Source organism: Sphaerisporangium sp. NPDC004334, assembly GCF_053602655.1.
The window spans coordinates 341852-364984 of sequence record NZ_JBSGDZ010000002.1; the positions used below are offsets into that span (position 1 = coordinate 341852).

16 protein-coding genes are annotated in these 23133 nt (G+C 71.3%); 6 read left to right on the forward strand and 10 right to left on the reverse strand.

Annotated elements, in window-relative coordinates:
- Window positions 1-204 precede the first annotated feature (204 nt).
- Entirely contained in the window at window positions 205-1419 is a 1215-nt protein-coding gene (locus ACWEN6_RS03405; protein WP_452568756.1) for a glycoside hydrolase family 16 protein, read from the reverse strand.
- Window positions 1420-1691: 272 nt separating this feature from the next.
- Here ACWEN6_RS03405 and ACWEN6_RS03410 point away from each other — a divergent pair, with 272 nt between their 5' ends.
- A complete protein-coding gene (locus tag ACWEN6_RS03410) occupies window positions 1692-2591 on the forward strand; it encodes a helix-turn-helix domain-containing protein (RefSeq protein WP_452568757.1) in 900 nt (299 codons plus the stop codon).
- 318 nt (window positions 2592-2909) lie between these two features.
- The gene (locus tag ACWEN6_RS03415; RefSeq protein WP_452568758.1) at window positions 2910-3527 is read left to right on the forward strand and encodes a hypothetical protein; all 618 of its coding nucleotides are present in this window, start codon (window positions 2910-2912) and stop codon (window positions 3525-3527) included.
- A 35-nt stretch (window positions 3528-3562) separates the two neighbouring features.
- Here ACWEN6_RS03415 and ACWEN6_RS03420 read toward each other — a convergent pair whose 3' ends face one another.
- The 5 genes from ACWEN6_RS03420 to ACWEN6_RS03440 all read right to left on the reverse strand — a co-directional run bounded on the left by ACWEN6_RS03420 (window position 3563) and on the right by ACWEN6_RS03440 (window position 12248).
- Window positions 3563-3970, reverse strand: coding sequence for a hypothetical protein (locus ACWEN6_RS03420; RefSeq protein ID WP_452568759.1), 408 nt, complete (start codon window positions 3968-3970; stop codon window positions 3563-3565).
- A gap of 159 nt (window positions 3971-4129) precedes the next feature.
- Window positions 4130-7900, reverse strand: a complete 3771-nt coding sequence (locus tag ACWEN6_RS03425; protein WP_452568760.1) for an NACHT and WD repeat domain-containing protein — start codon at window positions 7898-7900, stop codon at window positions 4130-4132.
- A gap of 100 nt (window positions 7901-8000) precedes the next feature.
- Window positions 8001-8672 (reverse strand): GNAT family N-acetyltransferase, encoded by a 672-nt coding sequence (locus tag ACWEN6_RS03430; protein WP_452568761.1) that lies wholly within the window; start codon window positions 8670-8672, stop codon window positions 8001-8003.
- Window positions 8673-8842: 170 nt separating this feature from the next.
- The gene (rffA, locus tag ACWEN6_RS03435; protein ID WP_452568795.1) at window positions 8843-9997 is read right to left on the reverse strand and encodes a dTDP-4-amino-4,6-dideoxygalactose transaminase; all 1155 of its coding nucleotides are present in this window, start codon (window positions 9995-9997) and stop codon (window positions 8843-8845) included.
- A 286-nt stretch (window positions 9998-10283) separates the two neighbouring features.
- Window positions 10284-12248: a DUF4082 domain-containing protein gene (locus ACWEN6_RS03440; protein WP_452568762.1), complete on the reverse strand. Its 1965-nt coding sequence runs from the start codon at window positions 12246-12248 to the stop codon at window positions 10284-10286.
- Between the two features lie 118 nt (window positions 12249-12366).
- On the opposite strand from ACWEN6_RS03440, the gene ACWEN6_RS03445 reads away from it, so the two are divergent.
- Window positions 12367-12522, forward strand: a complete 156-nt coding sequence (locus ACWEN6_RS03445; RefSeq protein WP_452568763.1) for a hypothetical protein — start codon at window positions 12367-12369, stop codon at window positions 12520-12522.
- A 248-nt stretch (window positions 12523-12770) separates the two neighbouring features.
- Here the strand turns inward: ACWEN6_RS03445 and ACWEN6_RS03450 are convergent, their stop codons facing one another.
- Window positions 12771-13727 carry an ice-binding family protein gene (locus ACWEN6_RS03450; RefSeq protein ID WP_452568764.1) on the reverse strand — a complete coding sequence of 319 codons (957 nt, stop codon included), beginning with the start codon at window positions 13725-13727 and terminating at the stop codon, window positions 12771-12773.
- A gap of 397 nt (window positions 13728-14124) precedes the next feature.
- On the opposite strand from ACWEN6_RS03450, the gene ACWEN6_RS03455 reads away from it, so the two are divergent.
- Window positions 14125-15384 (forward strand): nucleotide sugar dehydrogenase, encoded by a 1260-nt coding sequence (locus ACWEN6_RS03455; RefSeq protein ID WP_452568765.1) that lies wholly within the window; start codon window positions 14125-14127, stop codon window positions 15382-15384.
- A gap of 55 nt (window positions 15385-15439) precedes the next feature.
- Here ACWEN6_RS03455 and ACWEN6_RS03460 read toward each other — a convergent pair whose 3' ends face one another.
- Both ACWEN6_RS03460 and ACWEN6_RS03465 read right to left on the reverse strand, forming a co-directional pair.
- A complete protein-coding gene (locus tag ACWEN6_RS03460) occupies window positions 15440-16189 on the reverse strand; it encodes an SDR family NAD(P)-dependent oxidoreductase (RefSeq protein ID WP_452568766.1) in 750 nt (249 codons plus the stop codon).
- Window positions 16190-16326: 137 nt separating this feature from the next.
- The gene (locus ACWEN6_RS03465; protein WP_452568767.1) at window positions 16327-17304 is read right to left on the reverse strand and encodes a pirin family protein; all 978 of its coding nucleotides are present in this window, start codon (window positions 17302-17304) and stop codon (window positions 16327-16329) included.
- Window positions 17305-17548: 244 nt separating this feature from the next.
- Here ACWEN6_RS03465 and ACWEN6_RS03470 point away from each other — a divergent pair, with 244 nt between their 5' ends.
- Both ACWEN6_RS03470 and ACWEN6_RS03475 read left to right on the forward strand, forming a co-directional pair.
- Window positions 17549-18250, forward strand: a complete 702-nt coding sequence (locus tag ACWEN6_RS03470; RefSeq protein WP_452568768.1) for a hypothetical protein — start codon at window positions 17549-17551, stop codon at window positions 18248-18250.
- A 17-nt stretch (window positions 18251-18267) separates the two neighbouring features.
- A complete protein-coding gene (locus tag ACWEN6_RS03475; protein WP_452568769.1) occupies window positions 18268-21405 on the forward strand; it encodes an AAA family ATPase in 3138 nt (1045 codons plus the stop codon).
- A gap of 186 nt (window positions 21406-21591) precedes the next feature.
- On the opposite strand, the gene ACWEN6_RS03480 is transcribed toward ACWEN6_RS03475, so the two are convergent.
- Window positions 21592-23133 (reverse strand): aldehyde dehydrogenase family protein, encoded by a 1542-nt coding sequence (locus ACWEN6_RS03480; RefSeq protein WP_452568770.1) that lies wholly within the window; start codon window positions 23131-23133, stop codon window positions 21592-21594.

Here is a 23133-nt window from a genome sequence, read left to right on the forward strand (position 1 = left end):
GAGGCGCCGCCGGCGGCCATGTTGCGCCGGTGACCCTTTGGCTTGGGTGGCGCGGAGCGAGGCGGCCATCGGGGCCTGTAGAAGGTTATGAGGTACGGGTCCTCGCCTCCTCACGCTCCGATCAGGGGGACATATGAAGTCGGGCGGCTCGGAACGTAGCTGTGAGATGACCGCGGGATCCCGGCGTGGTGGGGATTTCTCCTTTCACTGGTATTGGGTGTAGGAGTTCTGGTACATCCGGATCCAGTCGATGTCCTGGCGGGCGGCGCGCATCGGGCCGGTGGCCGGGATCATGTCGAGCTGGGCGCCGCCGTTGGTGACGTTGAAGTACGGGACAGCGGCATTGACCGTGCAAACGAGGTTGCCATCGACGTACCACGTGACCGAGTTCGGCTGCCAGTCGATCGCGTAATTGTGAAACTGCGTTGAATCGATCGCCAGCGGGCAGTAGGTCTGGGTTCCGTCGTGATGCACGAAGAGGTCGATCTCCGGGTCACCGACCGGGCGCTCGGCGAAGTCGATCTCCGCGCTCTGCCAGTTGTTGTCGTCGGCCGGCCAGAGCAGTGGCACCGCGCCGTACCGGCCGCCGGACGTCGAGAGTTGGACTGCTCGCTCTCGGACCTCGATGCGCCCGTACTTGAAGGGCCTGGTCCTGGCGTAGAGGCCGCCCGTCACACCATCCGCGGTACCGGATACCGACAGGAAACCGCCCGACTCGGTGGTCTGCGCCGCGCAGCGCCGGCCGTGGCCGTTGAAGCCGGGCGTGCAACCGGTCCGCTGGCCGGGATCGGCGCCGAACAGTCCCCACTTGGTGAGGTCGACGCTGGTCGCGTTGTACTCATCGGACTGGCCGGCGACGGCGGAACCCCACCCGTAGCGGACCGCGGCCGAGTCGCTGGGCGATGTGGTGGCGAGTTGGTAGTTGCAGACGGTGGCCTTGAAGTCCGTGCCGGTGGCCGAGCCGAAGTCGCCGATCTGCAGGACGTGGGCGAAGGCCGCACCGCTGGGCACGGTGAAGGTCGCCGACACGAGCACCCAGGTGCCCGCCGACGCCGTTGAGGCCGGCAGTGTGACCGATGGCGCTTGCTGTTCGCCCAGATAGTCGCCGGTCGAGCTGAACCAATCGACGGCGATCTTCGCCGACCCGGAGCCGAACACGACCGCGTCTTTCGCGGAGACCGTCCAGCTCTGGCCGGGGGTGACGGAGAGCGAGGGCATGTAGAACTCGCGGCCGCCGGTGTCGAACGCCCAGCTCGCGCCGATCGGTTCACCGACCGGGTCACGGCTGACCGAGGCGCCGTCGAGTGAGCCCCAGCCGTTCAGATCGGACGCCAGCACGGGATTGCTGCAAGCGTTCGTGTCAGCGGCGGCCGGACTGCCGTCAATGGTGACCAGGGTGGTTGCCGCGAGCGTGGCCACAGCGATCAGCCTTGCCCAGGAACAGGTGGCCATCGTGCTCCTTCACGTCGATACCGCAGAGGGGTCTGGACCACGACAGCCTCTATCCAGCAATCACGACTAGTGAAGGGGTTTTATGCTCCTGGTAACGTTTCATAGGGTTCGCGCAGGCCGTACGGGGGCAACCTGAAACGTTACCGATGCGAGGGCTGATGGATCGAACTCCGCCGCGCCGCAGAAAGCCCGGCCCGATGGCCGAACTTCCGCCCGATGTCCCGCCACGGCGGCGAGCCTTGATCGACGAGATGCGTCGTGGCCGTGACCAAACCGCTCGCAGCATGCAAGAACTGGCCACCCAGATGTACGCGTCGAAGGCGACCATAAGCCGATGGCTCGCCGGCAAGGCGCAACCTACGCGCGAGCAAGCACAACAATGGGCTGAGCTATGCGGAACGGACCCGGACCTCATTGGCAATCTGTGGGACGACGCGCATAACGCTGCCGCACCGCTTGAACCATCCGAGCCACTTGTACGGGTGGAATCAGCGCCGGCTGCCGCAAGGCGGCGTCGCTGGGCCGCGCCGTTGGCCATCCTCGCAACCGTTGTTGTCGCTGCCGCCGGGGGCGCCATCTGGTGGACGTCCAATCGTAATGACCAGCCGACACCGGTCTGCGCGGGTAAGGCGACCGGACCGGCCATGGTCCAGCCCACACCTGACCACGCCGCAGGGGTAACCTTCTGCCCCGTAGAGATCAACGAGGGACGATTACCCATCACCGGGCCGTTCCGGCTCTCCGGTCAAGTCCTGGGCCCACTGACCATCCGCCAACGCATGGTCTTGCTGGTCTCCAGCGATCCGAACACCTGCGACGCATTGGGCAACGCCGCTCCCGACGCCCGCATGTATCTCCATGAAGCTCAGATCGGATCATCGGACGGCAGTTGGTCCTACATCGACACCCTCGGCTATGAAGAAGCCGTCACCTACGCCCGCAACTTCGTGTACGTGCTGGCGCCCAGCAACGACGTGCTCAATGAGATCTACAATGACCGAGATCATTACCTCGCGAACGGCGGCGACGAAGGCTCCTACGCCGGCCTGACCCGACTACCGGCGGGGGCAGAGATTCTCGCCCACTTCGACGTTCCGGCCGGGCTCTATCACGGTAAACCTGGCACGTGTCACAAATGACTCAGACACGCTATGGCGTCTCCCCTCCGGCCCGGGTGCTGGGCGTGTCGCGCCAGGGCTACTACGCCCGCCCGTAGAGCGAGGGAGGCGGCATGGACGCGCTTCCCCTCGTCGGGGATCGTCAGCGCCAGGTCGCGTTTCGTCGCCTTCGCGCGCGTCGCTCGCCAGCCCCAGCCTCGCATCGAACCCTGAAAGTCTGGTCCCATGTTCCGCCCCCCGAAGGTCGCGGAGCGTCCGGCCCGGGTGGAAATCCGCATGCGAGGCGGTGCAGGCGTTCCGTACGCTGCGGGAGTGTTGCCGGAGCTGGCGTGGCCTGCGATGACCCATCGAGAGGCCACGGCCGAGTTGGTGCTGGCGGGGTGGACGCCGTGCGGCGTCGGGGACTGGGCGGTCGGGCTGCGCTCTCCCGACGGCATGTGGGTGGCCAGGGTGTGCCCGTTCGACCCGGCCTATGCCGCCTTCCTCGCACTGTGCCGCCGCCGGCCCGGCAACCCCTACCTGCCGCGCGTCGCCTTCGACACCCCGCTGGACGGCGGCGGCACGCTGGCCGTGCTGGAGTTCCTGGCCCCACTCGACGCGGCGCGGGCCAAGGAGGTCGCCCGCCAGTGGCGGGACGGCGAGGGCGATGCGCCCCTCGCCGAGGTACGGCAGGCCGCCGCGGAGGTCGACGCGGAGTTCCGGGCCCGAACGCCCTGGTGGGACGGCATCGACCTGAACGCCGGCAACGTGCGGCGGGCGCTCGACGGGCGGGTGGCGGTCATCGACGTGTTCTGCATGGACGGCGCCTCCCTCTACGGGCAGGTCCTCCGGGACGCCGATGTCGTCCGCGCCCGGTTCCCCGGCAGTCGTCACATCCTCGACATTCCCTACATCGCTCGCGAGAGCACGCCCGAGGAGATCGAGACCCTGCGCACGGCCTGGCGGAGCGCGCCGTAGGGCGCGGTCGTATGCCGCCGCCCGCCGGTCGGGGGTCAGTCGCAGTACGGGTGGCCCGGGGACAGGGCCGCGAATCTGATGGGCAGGGTGTATCCGAGTTCGGCCTTGACCGCGAAGCACCCGTTCTTGGCGTAGGCCTCGGTGAGGCGCTTCCTGGCGTTGTTGTAGGGAAGGACCAGCGCGACCGCGCAGCCGAGCGCGACCAGGCGGTTGGGGATGCGGGCGCAGATGATGTCGGCGGCCGGTCCGCTGAGCCAGCCGGCCCGGTCGGCCGCCCTCTTCATCGTGGCCGTCGTCGCGGGGGAGAAGGAGAAGGTGCAGCTCAGCCCCGAGCACCTGGCACGCACGGCCGACGCGGTGGCGGCCTGGGCGGGGGTGGCGGCGACCAGAGCGGTGAGCAGTGCGGCCGAGGCCGCGGTGGTGGTGAACAGTGAAGCGCGCATGGGGCGACTCCTCGACGGAGGTTTCGTGGTCGGGACCACGGTCGGGGAGCGTGCGCGCGTCCGGCGAGCGGACCGGACGCCTTCGTGTGGACGGTGCCGTCCGGGCTGCTCAGAGGCGCGGCGGCGTCGGTGGACGGGTGTCCGGCGGCACCGGACACCTCAGGGGCAGGTCGCGGTGTACGGCTCGCCGCCGGGCAGGAACTGGCTCAGCTCCTGCCAGGTCAGCGACCGCCCGGCCACCGCGCACATCGCCCGGTACGGGTCGGCCGGCAGCCGCAGAGGCCACCGTCCTACGCTTCCGTCGCGCGCGACGGCCAGCACGGCGGCGCCGTCCGGAGTGAACGTCAGGCTCGCCGGCCGCTCGGTGCGGCCGGCGGGCGGCGCGACCGCGATCTGGCGCCGCGACCTGACGTCCCACAGGCGCAGTGTGCCGTCGGAGTCGCCGGTCGCCAGGTAGGCGCCGTCTCCGCTGACGGTCATGGCGGTGACGGAGGCGGGGGCGGGGAAGGGGTTGCCGATCTGCGCCAGGTCGCTGGTGCGCAGTACGCGGATGGAAGCGCCGGTGTCGGCGCCGTTGGTCTCCGCCGTCATGATGGCCCTGCCGTCGGGGGTGAAGGCCATGGCTTCGGCGCCGGAGCTCAAGGGGGGCGAGGCGGCGATCTGCCGCAGGGTGGCCGCGCCGCGCAGCGTGATCCTCTCGCCGGACGTGGCGATCACGCTGTCGTCCCGGCTGATGGCGATGGCCCTGAACGAGTCGGGGAGGCGGTCGATGGCGCTCACCGCGCGATGGTTGGCGAGATCCGTGACGACGAGCCGGGTGCCGTCGATGGTCACGTCCTCCTCGCCCTGCGTGAGGCGGGGAACACCGGCCACCAGGAGGCGGCCGTCACGGCTCAGGGCGATGTCGTTGTAGATCGAGAACGAATCGGTCGATCCAAGACCCACCGGGTCGCCGAAAGGGCGGCCGGTGGTCGCGTCCAGCAGGCGGACCGTGCCCCGCAGGCGCCGGTCGGACGTCCACCCGCGGACGGCCAGGACACGGCCGTCGCCGCTGATCGCGGCCCCGCTGACGGACTCGACGGTGGGCGTGGGCCCGGGGACCTGGGCCCAGACGGTGGTGTCCCAGACGCGGGCGTTCCGCTCTCCGGCGGTGGTCACCAGGCGGGAGCCGTCGGCGGAGTAGGCGAGATCGACGATGAAGGTGTCATGACCGCGCAGGACGGCACCCGCCGGTCGCCGGGTGCGGGCGTCGAGGAAGCGGACGACGCCGTCGCCGCCGCCGACCGCGACGGTCCGGCCGTCCGGACTGTAGGTCATCGCGTACACCGAGGTGCCGGCGCGCACGGCTTCGCCGATCTTGCGGTGGGTGGTCAGATCCCACTGCTGGATCAGGCCGCCGTCCTCGCCGAGGTTGTCGTTCGAGGTCATGATGGTCCGCCCGTCCGGGCTGAAAGCCATCTCCCCGGCCGGGATCGGCGGCCCGTACGGCCGACGGGTGGCCAGGTCCCAGACCTGCCAGCGGGACGTGGACCGGGAGTGGTCGGTCTGGACGGCCAGGGCGGAGCCGTCCGGGCTCAGCCGGGTCCACCCCTCCCGGCCCTTCCGGAGCGGGCCGAGAGCGGGCCCGACGTGGCGCCACGTCCTGGTGTCCCAGCGCTGGACGATCTGGTCCCCGTCGGCCGTGGTCAGCGTCGCCCCGTCGCGGCTGAAGACGATGGCGCTCAGCGCGTCCTTGTGGCCGGTGAGCGGTGTGGTCAGCGGCCGCCCGGTGGCGGCGTCCCTGATCAGGACCACGCCGTCGTGCTCCTCGTCGCCGTCGCCCGAGGCGATGACCGACCCGTCAGGGCTGAAGGCGATGGGGTAGACGCCGGAGGCGTGGCCGGTGAGCGGCGCGCCCTTGGGACGGCCGGCGGCGTCCCACAGCCGCACCTTCCCCTCCATGTCCCCGGTGGCGATGGTCCGGCCGTCCGGGCTGACGGCGACCGCGGTGACCTCGGCGGACGGGCTGTTCAGCACGGCGTCCAGCGGTGTGGCCAGCGCCGCCAGCATGCCGTACCTGGCCTCGTCGGTCGGCGTGTAGCGCCACGCCGCCGCCGAGAGCAGGCCGGACAGGATCGGGTCGGCCGTGCGCATCACCTCACCGCGCGCCGTCAGCAGCCGCGACACCGCCTCGCGGCGCTGCGCCTCGGCCCGGCCGGCGCTGCGCGTCGCGAGCACTCCGGCGGCCGTGGCGGTCAGGGTCAGGACCGTCAGCATGACCACCGCCGCCCGGCCCACCCATCGCAGGCGCGCGGCGGCGCGCCTGGCCTCGGCGGTGGCCCGTTCCGAGGCGGCCAGGAAGGCGTGGGTCCTGGCGTCGGACGCCGGGTGCGCCCACGACGCCGCGTCGTAGGCGTCCCGCGCGGTCTGCAGCCGATTGCCGCTGTACAGGTACGCGGCGTCGCGCCCGCCCTCGTCCCATGCCGCCGCGTCGAGGTCGAGGCGCTGCAGCACCACCAGGTCCGCGCGGTCCTCCTCCACCCAGGTCCGCAGCCGGGGCCAGCCGCGGATCAACGCCTCGTGGGTGATCTGCACCGTCGAGGCGTCGACGGTGACCAGCCGGGCCTGCGCGAGACGGTCCAGGACCTCCTGGTGGAGCGGGTCGGCGGGCAGTTCGGCCAGCGGCATCCGCCGCGCGGTGTCGGCGGTGTCGGCGCCCAGGTGGACCAGCCGGGTCAGCAGCCTGCGGGCCGTCCGGCGGGAGGCCGGTTCCAGGGCGTTGACGGTGGCGTCGGCCGTCTGGGCCAGCGACCGGACGATGCCCCCCGACGCCCGGTATCCGGCGAGCGTCAGATTCGTGCCTTCGCGATGCGCCCAGGTCTCGCGCAGCGCGTGCGACAGCAGCGGCAGCACGCCGACCGCGCCGGCGTGGTCGCGGTCGCTGCGCAGGTCTTCCAGCAGCAGCTCGGCGAGGCCGTCCTGCAGGGTCAGACCGGCCACTCGCGCCGGGCCCCGGATGACCTCCAGCAGGTTCTCCCGCGTCATCGGCGTGACCGCCACCGGGCGCTCGACCGCCGCGACGAGTTCCGGGTACCGGGTGCAGTGGCCCAGGAAGTCGGCCCGCACGCCGAGGACGACCACGAGCGGGCCGCCCGCGTCGGCGCCCAGCGCCGTCACGACCTCGACGAACTTCCCGCGCCCGCTCTCCTGGCCGCCGGTGAACACCTCCTCGAACTGGTCGACGATGACGGCCCTGCCGGACCACAGGCTCCCGAGACGCCTGGCCAGGGACTCCGGGTCGACGTCGTGACCGGTTCCGGCGAGTTCGCACAAGGTCGGCCACGCGTCGGCGCCCGGGGTGAACACCACGGGGGCGGTGGCGGCGTCGCGGGTGAGCGCCGGCACCAGGCCGGCCCGCAGCAGGGACGACTTGCCCGACCCCGACGGCCCCATGATGATCAGCACGCCGCCGGCGCCGGCGATCCGGTCGAGCAGCGCGGCCGTCAACTCGTCACGGCCGAAGAAGTACGCGGCGTCGGCCGGGCCGAAGGCTTCGAGGCCGCGGTACGGCGGTGGTGGCGCGGCGGAGCGAGGGGCGGCGCGGGCCGCGTCGCGGAGGTGCTCGCGGTCGTCGGTCGCTTCGCGGAGCGCCCGGTAGGCCGCGTCCCAGGCGTCACGGTCGCCGAGCCCCTCCGGCAGGACGCGGGCCTCCTCGGCGGCCACCCTGATGCAGGTGTCGACGAAGACCTCGAAATTGTGCCGCTCGGGCCGGACGGGCCGGCTCTGGCTGATCATCCCGTCGATCGTGCTGCGCCGCAGCCGTATCGGTTCCTGGCCCGCGCGGCGCCGGGGCGTCCGGGCGCTGGCGATCGTCAGCGCCCGCACGGAGAGCCCCGAGGCGTCCTTCAACGCCCGTAATCGCAGGGCGAACCGTGCCCTGGCCTCCTCCACACCGCGAGTGTAGGCCGGGTACCCGCGCCGTGTCCGACGCACAGGTGACCGTCCCCGGACGCTTGGTGACCGCGATCCCGGCGTGACGGCGGGCGGGGCGCTATCGGAGCAGGTGCACGGTCAGGACCGTGCGGACGGGTTCGAAGCCGTAGCGGGCCCAGGCGCGCTGGACGCGGACGTTGTGGGCCTGGGTGGAGATGACGACCCGCGCCGCGCCGTGGGCGACCGCACGGTCCTCGACGCCCTTGAGCAGGTGCGCGTACAGCCCGCGCCCCTGGGCCGAGGGGACCACGCCGGCGAGCAGGATCTCGGTGGCGGGGCCGTCCTCGTCCAGGGTGGCCAGGCCGAGCAGGGCTTGGCCGCCGAGGTCGTGCAGCCCGAGGCAGCGCCCCTCCTCGGCGGAGCGCAGCGCCCACTCGCGGTACCCCGCGACCGCCTGGACGGTCGTGAACAGCGGGTTGGCCGCGTAATGGTTGGCGTAGCCGGAGAAGATGGCGCCGACGAGGTCCTCGACCTCGGCGGCGCGGCCGATCGGCCTGGTGCCGAGGCCGGGCGACGGCTCGGGTGGGCGTCCGCGCCCGGCGTCCAGCCGCCAGTACACGAGCGCGTCGGCGAAGACCGCCGTGCGGCCGAGCCCGGTCAGCTCTGCGAACCACGTGACGTGCTCGGCGGGGTACCGCAGGACGAGGACCTCGGCGGTCGAGGCGAGGATCGCCTCCCGCACGCCGGGCAGGGTGACGGGGGACTCGGCCGTGACGGTGAGACGTTCCACCGTCCGGCCGAACCGTGCCGTCTCCAGAGGGGAGGGCACGGCGCGCGGCCGCCGGGGCCGGGCCCGCGTCCGGGTCGGCGCGTCGGCTGCGGGGTCCGCCGTCGTGGGCGCCGCCGCGGGTGGGGGAGGCGCCGGTCCCCGGCCGGCGCCGCTCTCGGTGTCGCGGGAGGTCACGGCGTGCGGGGGGTGTAGGAGCGGACGGCTTCGACGACGCGGGCGACCTCGGGTTCGGCCAGGCCGGCGAACAGGGGCAGCCGGACGAGGCGGTCGGCGACGTCCTCGGTGACCGGGCAGCCGCCCTCGGCCGTGCGCCCGTAGCGCAGGCCCGCGGGGGCGGCGTGCAGCGGCTGGTAGTGGAACGCGGCCCGCACGCCCCTGTCCGCCAGGTGGGCGATGATGCCCTGGCGGGAGCGCAGGTCGGGCATCAGCAGGTAGTACAGGTGCGCGGGGTGGGCGCAGCCGTCCGGGACCGCGGGCCGGGCGACCCCGTGTCCGGTCGCCCAGTCGGCCAGTTCCTCGTGGTACCCGCGCCACACCCGGTGCCGGAGCGCCTGGATGTCGCCGAAGGACTCCAACTGGGCGGTGAGCTGCGCGGCCAGCACGTCGGAGGGCAGGTAGCTGGACCCGATCTCGACCCAGCGGTACTTGTCCACCTGGCCGCGGAAGAACCGGCTGCGGTCGGTCCCCTTCTCGCGGACGATCTCGGCGCGCGCGGCGAGTTCGTCGTCGTTGAGCAGCAGTGCTCCACCCTCCCCGCACTGCACGTTCTTGGTGACGTGGAAGCTCTGCGCGGCCATGCGGCCGAACGACCCGAGGGGCCGTCCGCGGTAGGAGCCGCCCAGGCCGTGGGCGTTGTCCTCGATCAGGGCCAGGCCGTGGCGGTCGGCGACGGCGCACAGGGCGTCCATCTCGCACGCCACCCCCGCGTAGTGGACGACGACGATCGCGCGGGTCCGCTCGGTGATCGCGCCCTCGACCAGGCGCTCGTCCAGGTTCAGCGTGTCGGGCCTGCAGTCGGCGAAGACCGGCACGGCACCGCGCAGTGCGTAGGCGTTCGCCGTGGACACGAAGGTGAACGACGGCATGACCACCTCGTCGCCGGGGCGCAGGTCCAGCAGGATCGCCGACATCTCCAGCGCGTGGGTGCAGGAGGTGGTCAGCAGCGCCTGGCGGGCCCCGGTCACCTCGCGCAGCAGCGCGGTGGCGCGCCGGGTGAACGGGCCGTCGCCGGAGGTGAGCCCGCCGCGCACCGCCTCGGCGAGGTAGTCCAGCTCGTTCGCCGCGAGGTGGGGATGGTTGAAGGGGATCGCGCCCAGATCGATCATGCTCACCCGGGCAGTGAACAGACGGCCGCCCGGTCGGCGGGCGCGACGCCCCGTCGTGTTGGCGAGCCCTGGACGAACCCTTACTCCCACGTCGACGAATGCGGTCTTTGCCGTGTGGGGCGGGCCGGCGATCTCGGCGATCCACGTTGCGAGGCCGTCCGCGCGGAACGGCGATGCGGCGGCCGGATTCGGGAGGGTATTAGGTGGTTCGCCGTCGGCGCTCCAGAGGGCAGGCGCCGGCCTCCGGGGGAGGCGCGGCGCCTGCGGTGGGGATGGGGTCGGTGGGTCAGGTGACGGTGAACACGACGTCCACCCAGTAGTTGGAGCTCTGGAAGGTGTTGGTGGGGAAGACGTTGCCGGAGTTGTAGGCGTAGACGCCGTTTCCGCCTTGCTGGCCGTCGAGCAGGGCGATGAGGGAGCCGCTGGTGTACTGCGAGGTGAAGTACGGGGCGGTCTTCGAGAAGGATCCGGAGGTCGTGTGGTACGACGCCACGTACGTCGTGTCCGCGCTGATCGGCACCGGCGTCGCGAAGTTCACCTGCTGCCAGCCGGACGCCGACTCACCGCTGGAGACGGCGCCGGCCAGCAGCGTGCCGCCGGTGGTCCACAGGCTCACGGTGTGGGTGCCGGTGTTCAGCGATCCCTTGTAGAACCGGATGCCTTCGATGACGCCGCCCGTGGTGGCCTGGAACTTCACGCCCAGCACGACCGGCCGTGTGTCGGGGTCGTTGGGCAGCGCCGGAACCGCCGTGGGCGCCCACATGCTCTTGGCGGGCACGAAGAGCACGTCGACCCAGTAGTTCGCGGACTGGAACGAGTTGGAGGGGAAGGTGTTGGCGGCGCCGTAGGCGTAGACGCCGTTGCCGCCCTGGGCGCCGTCCGCGGGAGCGCTCAGGGGGTAGTTGTCGTACGGCGCGCCGAAGTAGTTCAGCGTGTAGGAAAAGTGCCCGGAGCTGGTGAAGTACGTGGCGACGTAGGTCGTCCCGGCGGTGACGGCGACGGGGGTGGAGAAGGTGACCTGCTGCCACCCGGAGGAGGATTCGCCGCTGAAGGTCGCGCTGGCGAGCTGGGTTCCGCCGGTGGTCCACAAAGAACCGACATGGGTGCCGGTGTTCAGTGACCCCTTGTGGAACCGGATGCCCCTGATCGTGCCGTTGGCCGCCGGCGTGAACTTCACGCCGAGGGTGACGGCCCGGTCGTCGGCGGACGACGCCACGGCCGGCGTCGCGGAGTTGTCCCAGAGCGAGGCCCGCACGGTCTGGACGATCTGGTTGGACGTGCTGGGCGCGAAGTGGATGACGGCCTCGCCGCTGGAGGTGTCGCCGCCCAGATAGACCCCGGTGATCGGGTGCTGCCCCGGCGGGAGGGAGGTGGTGCTGAACGTGGCCACGCCGGAGGAGTTGACGAAGTCCGTCCCGATGACGGTGTCGCCGTCCTTGAACGCTACCTGCCCCTGTGGGATGAGGGTGCCGGAGACCGGGCTGACCGTGGCGGTGAAGGTGACCGACTGACCTTCCGCTGTCGGGTTCACCGAGGTGGTCAGGGCGGTGGTGGTCGGCGGGTCGTTGGGAACGCTGATCCGGGTACTCGGCCCGGTGGTCGTGCCCTGCAGGACGGCGGTGCCGTTCATGGGAATGATCCGGCCGAACACAGCGGCGCCGCTGCTCACCGTGACGTTGCTCCCGGCCAGCACATTGCCGCGGAAGGTGGACATGGTGCCCAGGGTGGCCGACCCGCTGATCTGCCAGAACACGTTGTCGGCCTGGGCGCCGTTGATCAGTGCGACGTTCGCGACATTGGCGGTGGTGAGCGTGGTGGCGCGGAAGACGAACAGGGCGCTTGGGTCCATCTGGGCGTCCAGCGTCAGGGTCCCGGTCATCTGGAAGGTGCCGCCGATGGGCGTGTAGACGCCGGGGCCCTTGGTCGTGGCGCCGAGCTGGGCGGCCACGGTGACGACCGGGGTCCTGGACGCGGCATCGCTGTTCGCGGCGATGGCGTCGGCCATGGCGGCGGCGGCCGCGGCGTCGCCGGCGTGCGTGGCTCCGCTGACGGTGCCCGGAGGGAAGCCGAGCACCGAGCTGCCCGGGCTCACCCCGAGGTCACCGGTGACGGCGGTCTGGTTGGTGTTGTTGACGGAGTTGCTGGCGAGCACGCCGTACGTGGCGGCGTCGCCCAGGGTGATCGGCGGAACGGCCGCCGCGGCTGCGCGGGGGACGGCCACGGAGGCGGCCACGGTGAGGACGGCGGACACGGCCGCGACCAGACAGGCGCGGCCGAAGCCCCGCCGCGGGGCGCCGGGGCGCGGGCCACGGCGGAGCGAGGTGCGGGATGAGGGGAGAGGAGGTCCGGGTGGGAGGGGGGAGTTGTTCATGACACTCAACTTCTCGGTGATCTCGGCGCCTGGCGGGCGACCGATGGGCACGCGTCGAGGCCGCTTTCATGATGAGCCGCGAAACGGCGCCCGGATGACCGTGGCGGCCGGAAATGCGGCGGGACGGTTCACCAGGGCTGATGAAATTTCATGAGATGTGCGGATAATGGCACCTGGAACCGGTGCCAAGTGGGGTGGTGGAGATCACGGCTGCCTCGATAACGCTTTGTATTGCCGACTTTACGATCCCGGGTCCTTATTTGCAATAGTTGCCCGATCCCTAGCTGCTTTACCGTTGTGCATATGCTGATTTGAATATATTTATCGCTCCAGATGGCCGGCAACCGTAAAGGCTGTCGCCGACATGCTCAGGACCCGTGCCCGAGTTCCGGCGCGGCACGCTCAGCTCTGCACCTGTTGGACGAGGACGGGGGAGACGCTCGGTGCGAAGTAGACCCACTTCTCGTACACGGCGGTTCCGTTGGGCACATAGGTGGCCGTCATCTGGCGCGCCCCGAGAGGTAGCGAGGAGGTCGTGAACGTGGCCACCGCCGAGGTGTTCAGCATCGCCGACCCGATGACCGCCGAGCCGTCCTTGAACAGCACCGTCCCCGTGGGCCGGAATCCCTGGTCGCTGCCCAGCACCGTGGCGGTGAAGGTCACCGGCTGGTTGGTGTGCGAGGGGTTCGGCGAGGAGGACAGCGTCGTGGACGTCGGCGGGTTGTCCGGCACGGTGACGTGGGTCGGCGGCCCGTCCGTGGTGCCGATGAGCTGCACCGCCGAGTTGATCCCCATGGCGCGGCCGAACATCGCCGTCCCCGCCTGCACGGTGACGGACTTGTACGCCATCAGGTTGCCGCGGAAGGTGGACAGTTTGCCGAGGGTCGCGGAGTCGCGGACCTCCCAGAACACGTTGTCCGCCTGCGCCCCGTTGAGCAGGTCGATGTTGCTGACCCGTTCCGTGACCAGCGTCGTCGCCTGGAAGATGAAGACCGCCCCGGGGTCCCCCTGCGCGTCCAGCTTGAGCGTCCCGCTCAGGGTGAAGACGCCGCCCGGCGTGTTGTAGACCCCGGCGGTCAGCACGGCGTTGCCGCCCAGGTTCGGCGGGATGGTCGCCGTGGGCGTTCGCGAGGCGGCCTCGTGATAGGCGGCGACCGCGGCGGCCTTCTCGCGCCTGGCCTCGGCGTTGTCCACGTCGATGCTCCCTCTCACCGCGCCGGGCGGGAACCCGCTGACCGTGTCGCCGGGCGTCACGTTGACGTCGCCGGTGACCAGGCTCATGTTCGTATTGGTCACCGCGGCGCCCGCGAGGACGGCGCAGTCGGCCGCCTCACCCAGCTGGACCGGCGGCACGATCACGCGGGCCTTCCCGGGCGCGGCCGGTGCGCCCGGCACCCCGGGTGCCGCGGATGCTCCCGGCCTCCCGGGTGCGCTCGGCGCGGTTCGTACGGCCGCCACGGCCTGCGGAGCGGTCGCGGCGTGCGCGGCCGAGGGCGCGGCGAGGACGGAGGCCGCGAGGACCATGGCCGGCCGGAGACGGTGGGGTGGCCGCCGTCCGGAAAAAAGCAGATAAAAGAGGTTGGGCACAATTCATCCATTCGGGTCGATACCGCTCGGATCGATGTCCGGCCTCACTATCGCCCGCCAAGTCATGGCCCGCGGAACGACACGCCCGGAGGGCCGCCGGATCGGCGGTATAACAAGGGCGGCCTTTTACAGTCGTGCATATCGTTTCCGAAGACGCGGGGGTCTGGACATGCGTGAAAAGCTGGTCGTCGTCGGGCAGGGATATGTGGGCCTGCCACTGGCCATGAGAGCGGTCGAGGCCGGATTCGACGTCGTCGGCATCGACGTGGACGAATGGCGGGTCAAGCGCCTGAACGCCTTCGAGTCCTACGTCGAGGACATCGGCGGCGAGGAACTCGAGGCCGCGCACCGTTCGGGCCGCTACCTGGCCAGCGCCGACTACGCCGACGCGGAGGCGTTCGACGTCTGTGTGATCACCGTGCCGACGCCGCTGCGGGACGGCGTGCCCGACCTGCGCCACATCGGCTCCGCCGGCGCGGCCATCGCGCCGCTGGTGCGGCCGGGCGCCACGGTGGTCCTGGAGTCCACGACCTACCCGGGGACCACCGAGGAGTACCTGCGCCCCCTGCTGGAGGAGGGCTCGGGCCTGCGCACGCCCGAGGACTTCCACCTCGGCTACAGCCCCGAGCGCATCGACCCGGGCAACACGCGGTGGCGCCTGGACAACACCCCGAAGGTCGTTTCGGGCATCGACGATGCCTCGCTGGAGCGCATCCGCGCCTTCTACGGGCGCATCGTGCGCGAGGTCGTCCCGGTGTCCTCGCTCCAGGTCGCCGAGTTGTGCAAGCTGCTGGAGAACACCTTCAGGCACGTCAACATCGCGCTGGTCAACGAGCTGTCGATCTTCGCCCAGCAGTTGCGCATCGACGTCTGGGAGGCCATCGACGCCGCCTCGACCAAGCCGTTCGGCTACATGCGCTTCACCCCGGGGCCCGGCGTCGGCGGGCACTGCCTGCCGATCGACCCCTCGTACCTGTCGTGGCGGGTCAAGCGCAGCCTCGGGCACAACTTCCGGTTCGTGGAGCTGGCCAACGACATCAACGACCACATGCCCGACCACGTCGTGCAGCGGCTCGCCCTGGCGCTGAACCAGCGGGGCAAGCCGGTCAAGGGCAGCCGCGTCCTGGTGCTCGGCCTGTCCTACAAGAAGAACGCCGGCGACTGCCGCGAGTCGCCGGCCATCGAGGTGACCAAGGCGCTGTGCAAGCTCGGCGCGCGGGTGAGCGTCGCCGACCCGCACGTGGACACCTTCCTGCTGCCCACCGACTTCGACATGGTGCGGCTGACCGAGGCCGAGCTGTCGCGCGCGGACGCCGTCGTGGTGCTCACCGACCACGACTGCTTCGACTACGAGCTGGTCCAGAGGGCGAGCGCCTTCGTCTTCGACGCGCGCAACCGCTGCCGGGGGGACAACGTCGAGCGGCTGTGACCCCCGGGACGCCCGGCGGCGCCGGCTTGGGCGGCCCGGGGAACGCCTGGGCCGCTCAGCGGCCGGCGCGGCGGGACAACCGGCCGAGCACGCCGCGCGGGACGTACCTGCCCACCGCGGCGATCAGTTTGTAGCGGGGGTCGGGCACGCTCACCGGCACGCCGCGGGCAAGGTCGCGCATGGCGGCGTCCACCACGCGGTCGGCCGACAGCCACAGGTAGGCCGGGATCGCCGAGGCGTCGATCGAGGCCCGCTCGTGGAACTCGGTGCGCACGAACCCCGGGCACAGCGCCATCACCCGCACCCGCGGCTCGGGGATCTGCGCGGCCAGTGACTCGCTGAAGTTCACCACCCACGCCTTGGACGCGCTGTAGGTGCCGTAGGGGAAGAAGGCCGCGACCGAGGCGACGTTGATCACGCCGCCGCGTCCCCGGGCGCGCAGCCCCGGAAGGGCGGCCAGCGTCAGGCGCAGCACCGCCTCGCAGTGCACGCGCAGCATGACCAGCTCGTCGGCGACCGGGACGTCCAGGGCCTCGCCCGGGTGGCCGAAGCCGGCGTTGTTCACCAGCAGGTCGACGCCCTCGCGCAGCCGTTCCTCCACCGCCGCGATGCCCTTGTCGGTGGCGAGGTCGGCGGGCAGCGTCTGGCAGGACATGCCGTAGCGCCGGTGCAGCTCCGACGCCGAAGCGGCCAGGCGCTTCTCGTCGCGGGCGACCAGGACCAGCGAGAAGCCGTCGGCGGCGAGCCTGCGGCAGAAGGCGGCGCCGATGCCGGCGGTCGCGCCCGTGATCAGTGCGGTGGGCATGCGGAAAGACTAGCGAGAAGCGCCGTCCGGTCGTCGGCCGCCCGGCGGCAGGCGCGGGGTCGCGCCCTGCCGCCGGGGTCCGACGAAATCCGACGGGTCCACCGGGGTCCGCCAGGGGGCCGGTGGGAGCCGGTGGGTCAGCCCTGGGGTCCGCCCTCGGACATCCCGTGCACGGCCGGGATCGTTCCCAGCCGCCCCGCCTGGAAGTCCTCGAACGCCTGCTGCAGCTCTCGCTGGGTGTTCATGACGAACGGCCCGTAATGCGCCATCGGCTCGCGGATGGGGCGGCCTCCGAGCAGGACCACCTCCAGGTCGGGCGTGTGGGAGTCCTGCCTGTCGTCCGCGCGGACGGTCAGCGAGGAACCCTCGCCGAAGACGGCGGTCTGGCCGAGGTGGACCGGGCGGCGCTCGGCGCCGGCCGTGCCGCGGCCCGCGAGCACGTACGCCAGGCCGTTGAAGTCCTCGCGCCACGGCAGGGTGACCTCCGCGCCCGGCGCCAGCGTCGCGTGGATCATCGTGATCGGCGTGTGGGTGATGCCGGGACCCGCGTGGCCGTCCAGCTCGCCGGCGATGACGCGCAGCAGCGCGCCGCCGTCGGGGGAGGTGAGCAACTGGACGCTGCCGCCGCGGATGTCCTGGTAGCGGGGCGCCATCATCTTGTCCTTGGCCGGGAGGTTCACCCACAACTGCAGACCGTGGAAGAGCCCGCCGGACACGACCAGGTGCTCCGGCGGCGCCTCGATGTGGAGCAGCCCGCCTCCGGCCGTCATCCACTGGGTGTCGCCGTTGGTGATGGTGCCACCGCCGCCGTTGGAGTCCTGGTGGTCGAAGATGCCGTCGATGATGTAGGTGACGGTCTCGAAGCCCCGGTGCGGGTGCCAGGGGGTTCCCTTGGGCTCTCCGGGCTGGTAGTCCACCTCGCCCATCTGGTCCATCATGATGAACGGGTCCAGGTGACGGTAGTGGATGCCGGCGAAGGCCCGGCGGACCGGGAAGCCCTCGCCCTCGAAGCCGCTCGGCGCGGTCGTGACCCCCCGCACGGGACGGGGCACGGCGTCGGCCGGCGCGGCCACGCGCGGCAGGCTCAAAGGGTTGTCGATGGTTACGGCCGGCATGGGAACCCTTCCTACAGGTCGGCGGCGAGGAGCCGCCAGGGGAGCGACGATACTCCCCCTAACAGAAGTTTAGATTTCAACTATTCCCGGAGCGGTGGCGGGGTCGCCGAACGTCCGGGTATGTAACAAGTTGAGCTAACTTGCGGCAAGATTTGGTCAAGATTTCCCCAGTCGGGGAAGGGGAGGAGCTCCGAAAAGCGGGCACAGTTACCGTGTTGGCCCGCAAAGCGGAGGTATGGCCCCTGTGGAGAGAACGCGGGTGGGGGCACGGCTGGTCGTGGCGGCGGCGATCGCCGTCCTGGTCGGGGCGTCGGCCGGCTGTGGTGGTGCGGATTTCACCTATGTGATGGGCGGCGACGGGCAGAGCTACTTCAAGGTGCCCGCGTCGTGGCGCAAAGTGGACCAGAAGTCCCTCGACGAGAAGATCTTCGGCGACATGAGCTCCGCGCTCGCGCAGGCCGAGAAGAAGCTGTCATGGACGGTCGCCTATGACGGGTTCGGCACCCCGTCCGCCGACCACCTGCTCGCCCCGGCTGCCGTACCCGACGAGCCCTTCGCTTTCGCCATGGTGTCCGACCTGACCGAGGCGCAACGCGACCAGGTCTCCCTGAACGGGCTGCGCAACGCCGGGATGCTGCCGGTCGTGGTCACCGACGAGCTCCGCAAGCAGATGGAGGAGTCGGCCGCCTACCCCTTCAAAGGTTTCGAGCTCCTGCACGACGAGGTGCTGCCGTCCGACAACGGCGTCCGGGGCGTCCACGTGGTCTACAACTTCAAGGTCCTCGGAGGACCGGTGCAGACCTTCGATCAGACCGCCTACCTGGCCGCCGACGGCACGCGCGTATCGGTCCTGCTCATCCGCTGCTCGGCCACCTGCTACCGGGAGCGCGCCGGGGAGATCGGGAAGATCGCGCAGTCCTTCAAGGTCAAGCGAATTCCCGGGTGACCGGGTGAGGAGCCCCGATGAACCAAGCCCCCGCCCCTGACCGGCCCATGGGCCTTCGCGCTCCGGACTCCGGCCCCGCCGACCTCGGCAGGGGCACCATGCCGTTCTGGGACCGCGTCAAGTTCCTGTTCGTGCTGACGCTCGCCTTCTTCGTCCTGGTGTGGCACACCATGGCGGAGTACGAGGGAATCATGCCGTTCGGCGATGCCGTGCGGGTCATGGCGGCGGACCGCACCGGTCAGATCATCATGGCCCTGATGGGCCTGGAGGTCCTGCGCCAGGTGCACTTCCTGGTCAGCGAGCGCTCTCCCCGCTACCACCGCCTGTGGACGGTGCGGGTCTTCGGCGGGTTCGACCGGTGGAGCCGCCGCCGGTTCAGCGACTGGAACCGCTACCGCATCGCCCGGGCGCTGAAGTGGCTGTTCTGGATCGCGGTCCTGGCATTGGTGCTCGGCCAGGTGCTCGACGTCTCGCCCGCCCTGGCCCTGTTCCAGGCCCCCGCCCTGCTGTGGCAGGTGCTTCCCTACGGGCTGCAGCTCGCGTTCGGGTTCTTCTTCGTCATCGTCCAGTTCGTCGGCCTGTTCTGGTTCATGTCCAGAGGCGGCGTCGAGACCTACTTCCCCGACGACATCAAGACCCGCTTCTCCGACGTGTGGGGACAGGACCACGTCGTCGAGCGGGTCAAGGAGAACATCGTCTTCCTGGAGAAGCCCGACGAGATCGAGGCCAAGGGAGGCTACGTGCCGAGCGGCCTGCTGCTGTGGGGACCGCCCGGCACCGGCAAGACCCTGATGGCCGAGGCGGTCGCCGGCGAGACCGGCCGGCCCTACGTCTTCGTCGACCCGGGCGCCTTCATCAACATGTTCATGGGCATCGGCATCCTGAAGGTGAAGTCGCTGTTCCGCAAGCTGCGCAAGCTCGCCCTGCGGTACGGCGGCGTCATCGTCTTCTTCGACGAGGCCGACTCGCTCGGACGGCGCGGCGCGCTCGCCCAGCAGGGGCCTCCCGGGTCGGCCGGCTTCTCGCCCGCGGCGCCGTTCCGCACCGACGGCTGCCACGGGTTCGGCTACCTGTCGGAGAACACCCGCGCGGAGCTGACCCGCCAGGCGCTCGGGCCGTCCCGCGCCGAGGCGCCCGGACCCGGCCGCGACCGGGTCGTCAGCCCCATGGGCGGCATGATGGGCAGCGGCGACCAGGGCACCCTGCAGGCGCTGCTGACCGAGCTGTCGGGTCTGAAGAAGCCGCGCGGCTTCCTCAACCGCTACGTGCGGCGGCTGCTCGGCATGCGGCCCAAGCCGCCGCCCAAGTACCGCATCCTGGTCATGATGGCCACCAACATGCCCAACTCGCTGGACGAGGCGCTGCTGCGGCCCGGCCGCATCGACCGCATCTACAAGGTCGGCTATCCCTCCAAAGCCGGGCGCGTGCGCACCTACCAGGGCTACTTCGACAAGGTCCGGCACGAGCTCACCGCCGAACAGCTCGACAAGCTCGCCACGATCACCCCCTACGCCACCGGCGCCACCATCAAGGACCTGGTCAACGAGTCCCTGATCACCGCCATCCGGGGCGGGCGCGAGGTCATCACCTGGGCCGACGTCCTGACGGCCAAGCGCCTCAAGCAGCTCGGCCCGCCCGAGGACGTCGAGTACATCGAGCGCGAACGCCACGCCGTCGCGGTGCACGAGGCCTGCCACGCCGTGGCCGCCTACCGCACCCGCCAGCACCTGGAGATCGACCTGGCCACCATCGAGAAGGGCTCGGACTACCTCGGCATGGTGTCCAGCATCAAGCCCGAGGACCAGTTCACCCGATGGCGCAGCGAGTACGAGGCCGACATCATGGTCTCGCTCGCCTCGCTGGCCGGAGAGCGCATGTTCTTCGGGGAGGACAATTCCTCGGGCGTCTCCGGGGACCTCGAGAGCGCCACCATGGTCACCGGGCTCATGGAGGCGTACTGGGGCATGGGCGTCGGCGTGGCCTCCCTGCCCGCGCTCCAGCAGCTCGGCATCCGCGACGGCAAGGCCGCGCCGCCCGCCGGCGGCGGAGGCGGCATCGGCTACACCCAGGAGCCCGGCGGGCGCCGCGACCACCTCACCCCCGACATGCTCGCCGAGCGCATCGAGTTCAACCTGGCCAGGCTGCTGAAGAAGACCGAGGACCTGCTGCGGGCCAACCGCCGCGAGATCCTGTGCGTCGCCCACGCCCTCGAGCAGCACAAGACCCTCAACGGCGACGACGTCGTCGCGGTCATCGAGTGCACCCGGGGGCCGCTGATCGACGGCGCGGACTACGGCTCCGACGCGTTCTTCGAGGAGATCGAGGCCTACCATGAGGTGGCCGCCGACGCGCACCGCACGCACAGCCGCGTCACCACGGCGCTGCCCCGCCCCCGCGTGCCCGAACCGCCCGTGCCGGTCATCGCCGGCCGGCTGCTCCCGTACACCGGCACCGCGACGCCCACCCTGATGCCGCACGCTCCGGGCGAGGGGCACGGGCCCGCCGGGCCGGGGACCGGCGACGGCCCGGGTGCGGTGACCGGTGAGGGAACGGGGCTGATCGCGGCACCCGGCAACGGCTCGGGAACGGGCAACGGCTCGGCGGCCGGAAACGGTTCGGCGCGCGCACCCGGGGGTCAGGCAGTGCCCGGGGGTCAGGCAGTGCCCGGGGGTCAGGCAGTGCCCGGTGGTCAGGCAGTGCCCGGCTCGGCCGGGTCGCCGGAGTTCATCCCCTGGAGCCCCGACCGCCCGCGCTCCGGCCCGGGCCCGGGGCCGCAGCCCGGCATGGAACCGCCCGCCGTCAAGGCCCGGCGGCTGCGTCCCGTCCTCATCGCGCTGGCCGCCGCCATCGCCCTGGTGGTGTTCGTCCTGGCCGGCCTGGCCCTGTTCGGCGGCGCGCCCGCGATGGGCGCGGACGTCTCCGCGCTCTCCTCCACCAACCTGGTGGCCGGGCTGATCGTCCTGATCGGCCTGCTGATCGTCTGCGGGGTGCTCGCGTTCATCATGCTCAGGGCCCAGCAGACGACCCGGGCCAGGGCCGAGGAGGCCAGAGACCGGGCCACCGAGCGCGCGCAACTGCTGGCGGCCGCGATGGACCCTGAGACGGCCATGCGCCTGCTCGGCTACGACGGCCGAGGCGGCCCCGGCGGTCCCTGACCCCACCCGCCGACCCTGGACACGCCGTCCGCTGGAGGAGGGCGCCCCCGGCGGTCACTGACGGCACGGCCCGCCACCTCCGCCCACGTGCTGGAGGTGATCGGCGCCGGGTCGGCGGGTCGTGGTGCGGTGGTGGCGGCGCCCCGCTACGGCGCCCGAGCCGGTGAACGTTCGCAGGACAGCCCGCTAGAGGCGGAACTCCAGGTCGGGGATGATCTCGGCGACGTCCATCTGCGCCTTCTGCAGACGGCCCGAATAGTCCCAGTTCATCGCCTGCCAGCGGGTGAACTGGTCGAGCACCCACTGGCCCGACTGCCGGCTGCCGTTGCCCGACCTGCCGTTGCCGCCGAACGGCAGGTGGGCCTCGGCGCCGGAGGTGGAGTTGTTGACGCTGACCATGCCCGCGCCGATGCCCGACCGGAAGCGGAACGCCGCCGCCGGGTCGGTGGTGTAGATCGACGACGACAGCCCGTACCCCGGCCGGTTGGCCAGTTCGATCGCCTCGTCCAGTCCGCCGAACGCGGTGACGCCGACGATCGGCCCGAAGGTCTCCTCCATGAACAGCCGGTCGCCCGGACGCACCCCGTCCACGACCACCGGGTGGTAGTACAGGCCGCCCGCGCCGTCGAAGCCGCCCCGGGGGTTGTCGGCGGTGATGCGGCCGGTCGGCCCGGTGACCACCGTGTGGTGCGGCTCCACCCAGCCGAGGTAGTGCTCGTAGCGCTCGGCGAACCGGTGGTCGAGCATCGGGCCGTACAGCACCTCACCCGTGGGGTCGCCGACCGTGGCCTTGGCCACGGCCCTGGCGTACCTGCCGACGAACTCCTCGTGCACCGACCGGTGCACCAGGACGGTGCCCAGGGACGTGCAGCGCTGCCCGGCCGTGCCGAACCCCGAGAACAGCGCCCCCTCCACGGCGAGGTCGAGGTCGGCGTCCGGCATGACCACCATGGGGTTCTTGCCGCCCAGCTCCAGGCACGGCGACTGCAGATGCCGCCCGCACAGCGCGCCGATCTCGCGGCCCACGGCCGTCGACCCGGTGAAGCCGACCTTCTGCACCGTGCCCTCCGTCAGTGCCTGGTCGAGCCCGGCGAAGGTCGCCGCCCCGTCGGCGAACACCAGGTTCAGCACCCCGTCGGGCAGGCCCGCCGCCGCGAACAGCCGGTACAGCGCGTGCGCGGAGGCGGAGGCGTACTCGGCGGGCTTCCACACCACGCTGTTGCCGCACAGCAGCGCCGGCACCAGATACCAGCTCGGGACCGCCACCGGGAAGTTGCCGGCCGTGATCACCGCGGCCACCCCCACCGGCGTCCGGAAGGTGAACAGGCTCTTGTCCGGCATCTCGGACGGGACCGTCTGGCCGTACAGCCGCCGGCCCTCGCCGAGGAAGAAGTCGCACGTGTCGACGATCTCGCGGACCTCGCCCATGGCCTCGGCGTACGGCTTGCCGATCTCGTCGGTCACCAGCCTGGCCAGCGTCTCGGCGTTGGCCTCGACCAGTCGGCCGATGGAGGCGATGACCCGCCCCCTGACCGGCGCGGGCACCCGCGCCCACTCGCGCTGCGCCGCCGAGGCGACGCTGCACGCCCACGCGAACGTCGCGGCGCCGGCGAGCCGGACGCTCGCCACGGTCTCGGCCGTCCTGGCGGGGTTCACCGAGTCGTAGGTCGAGGCGTTGGCGTCCTCGGCGGCCTTGCCACCGACGACGGAGACGATCTGGCGGGTCAC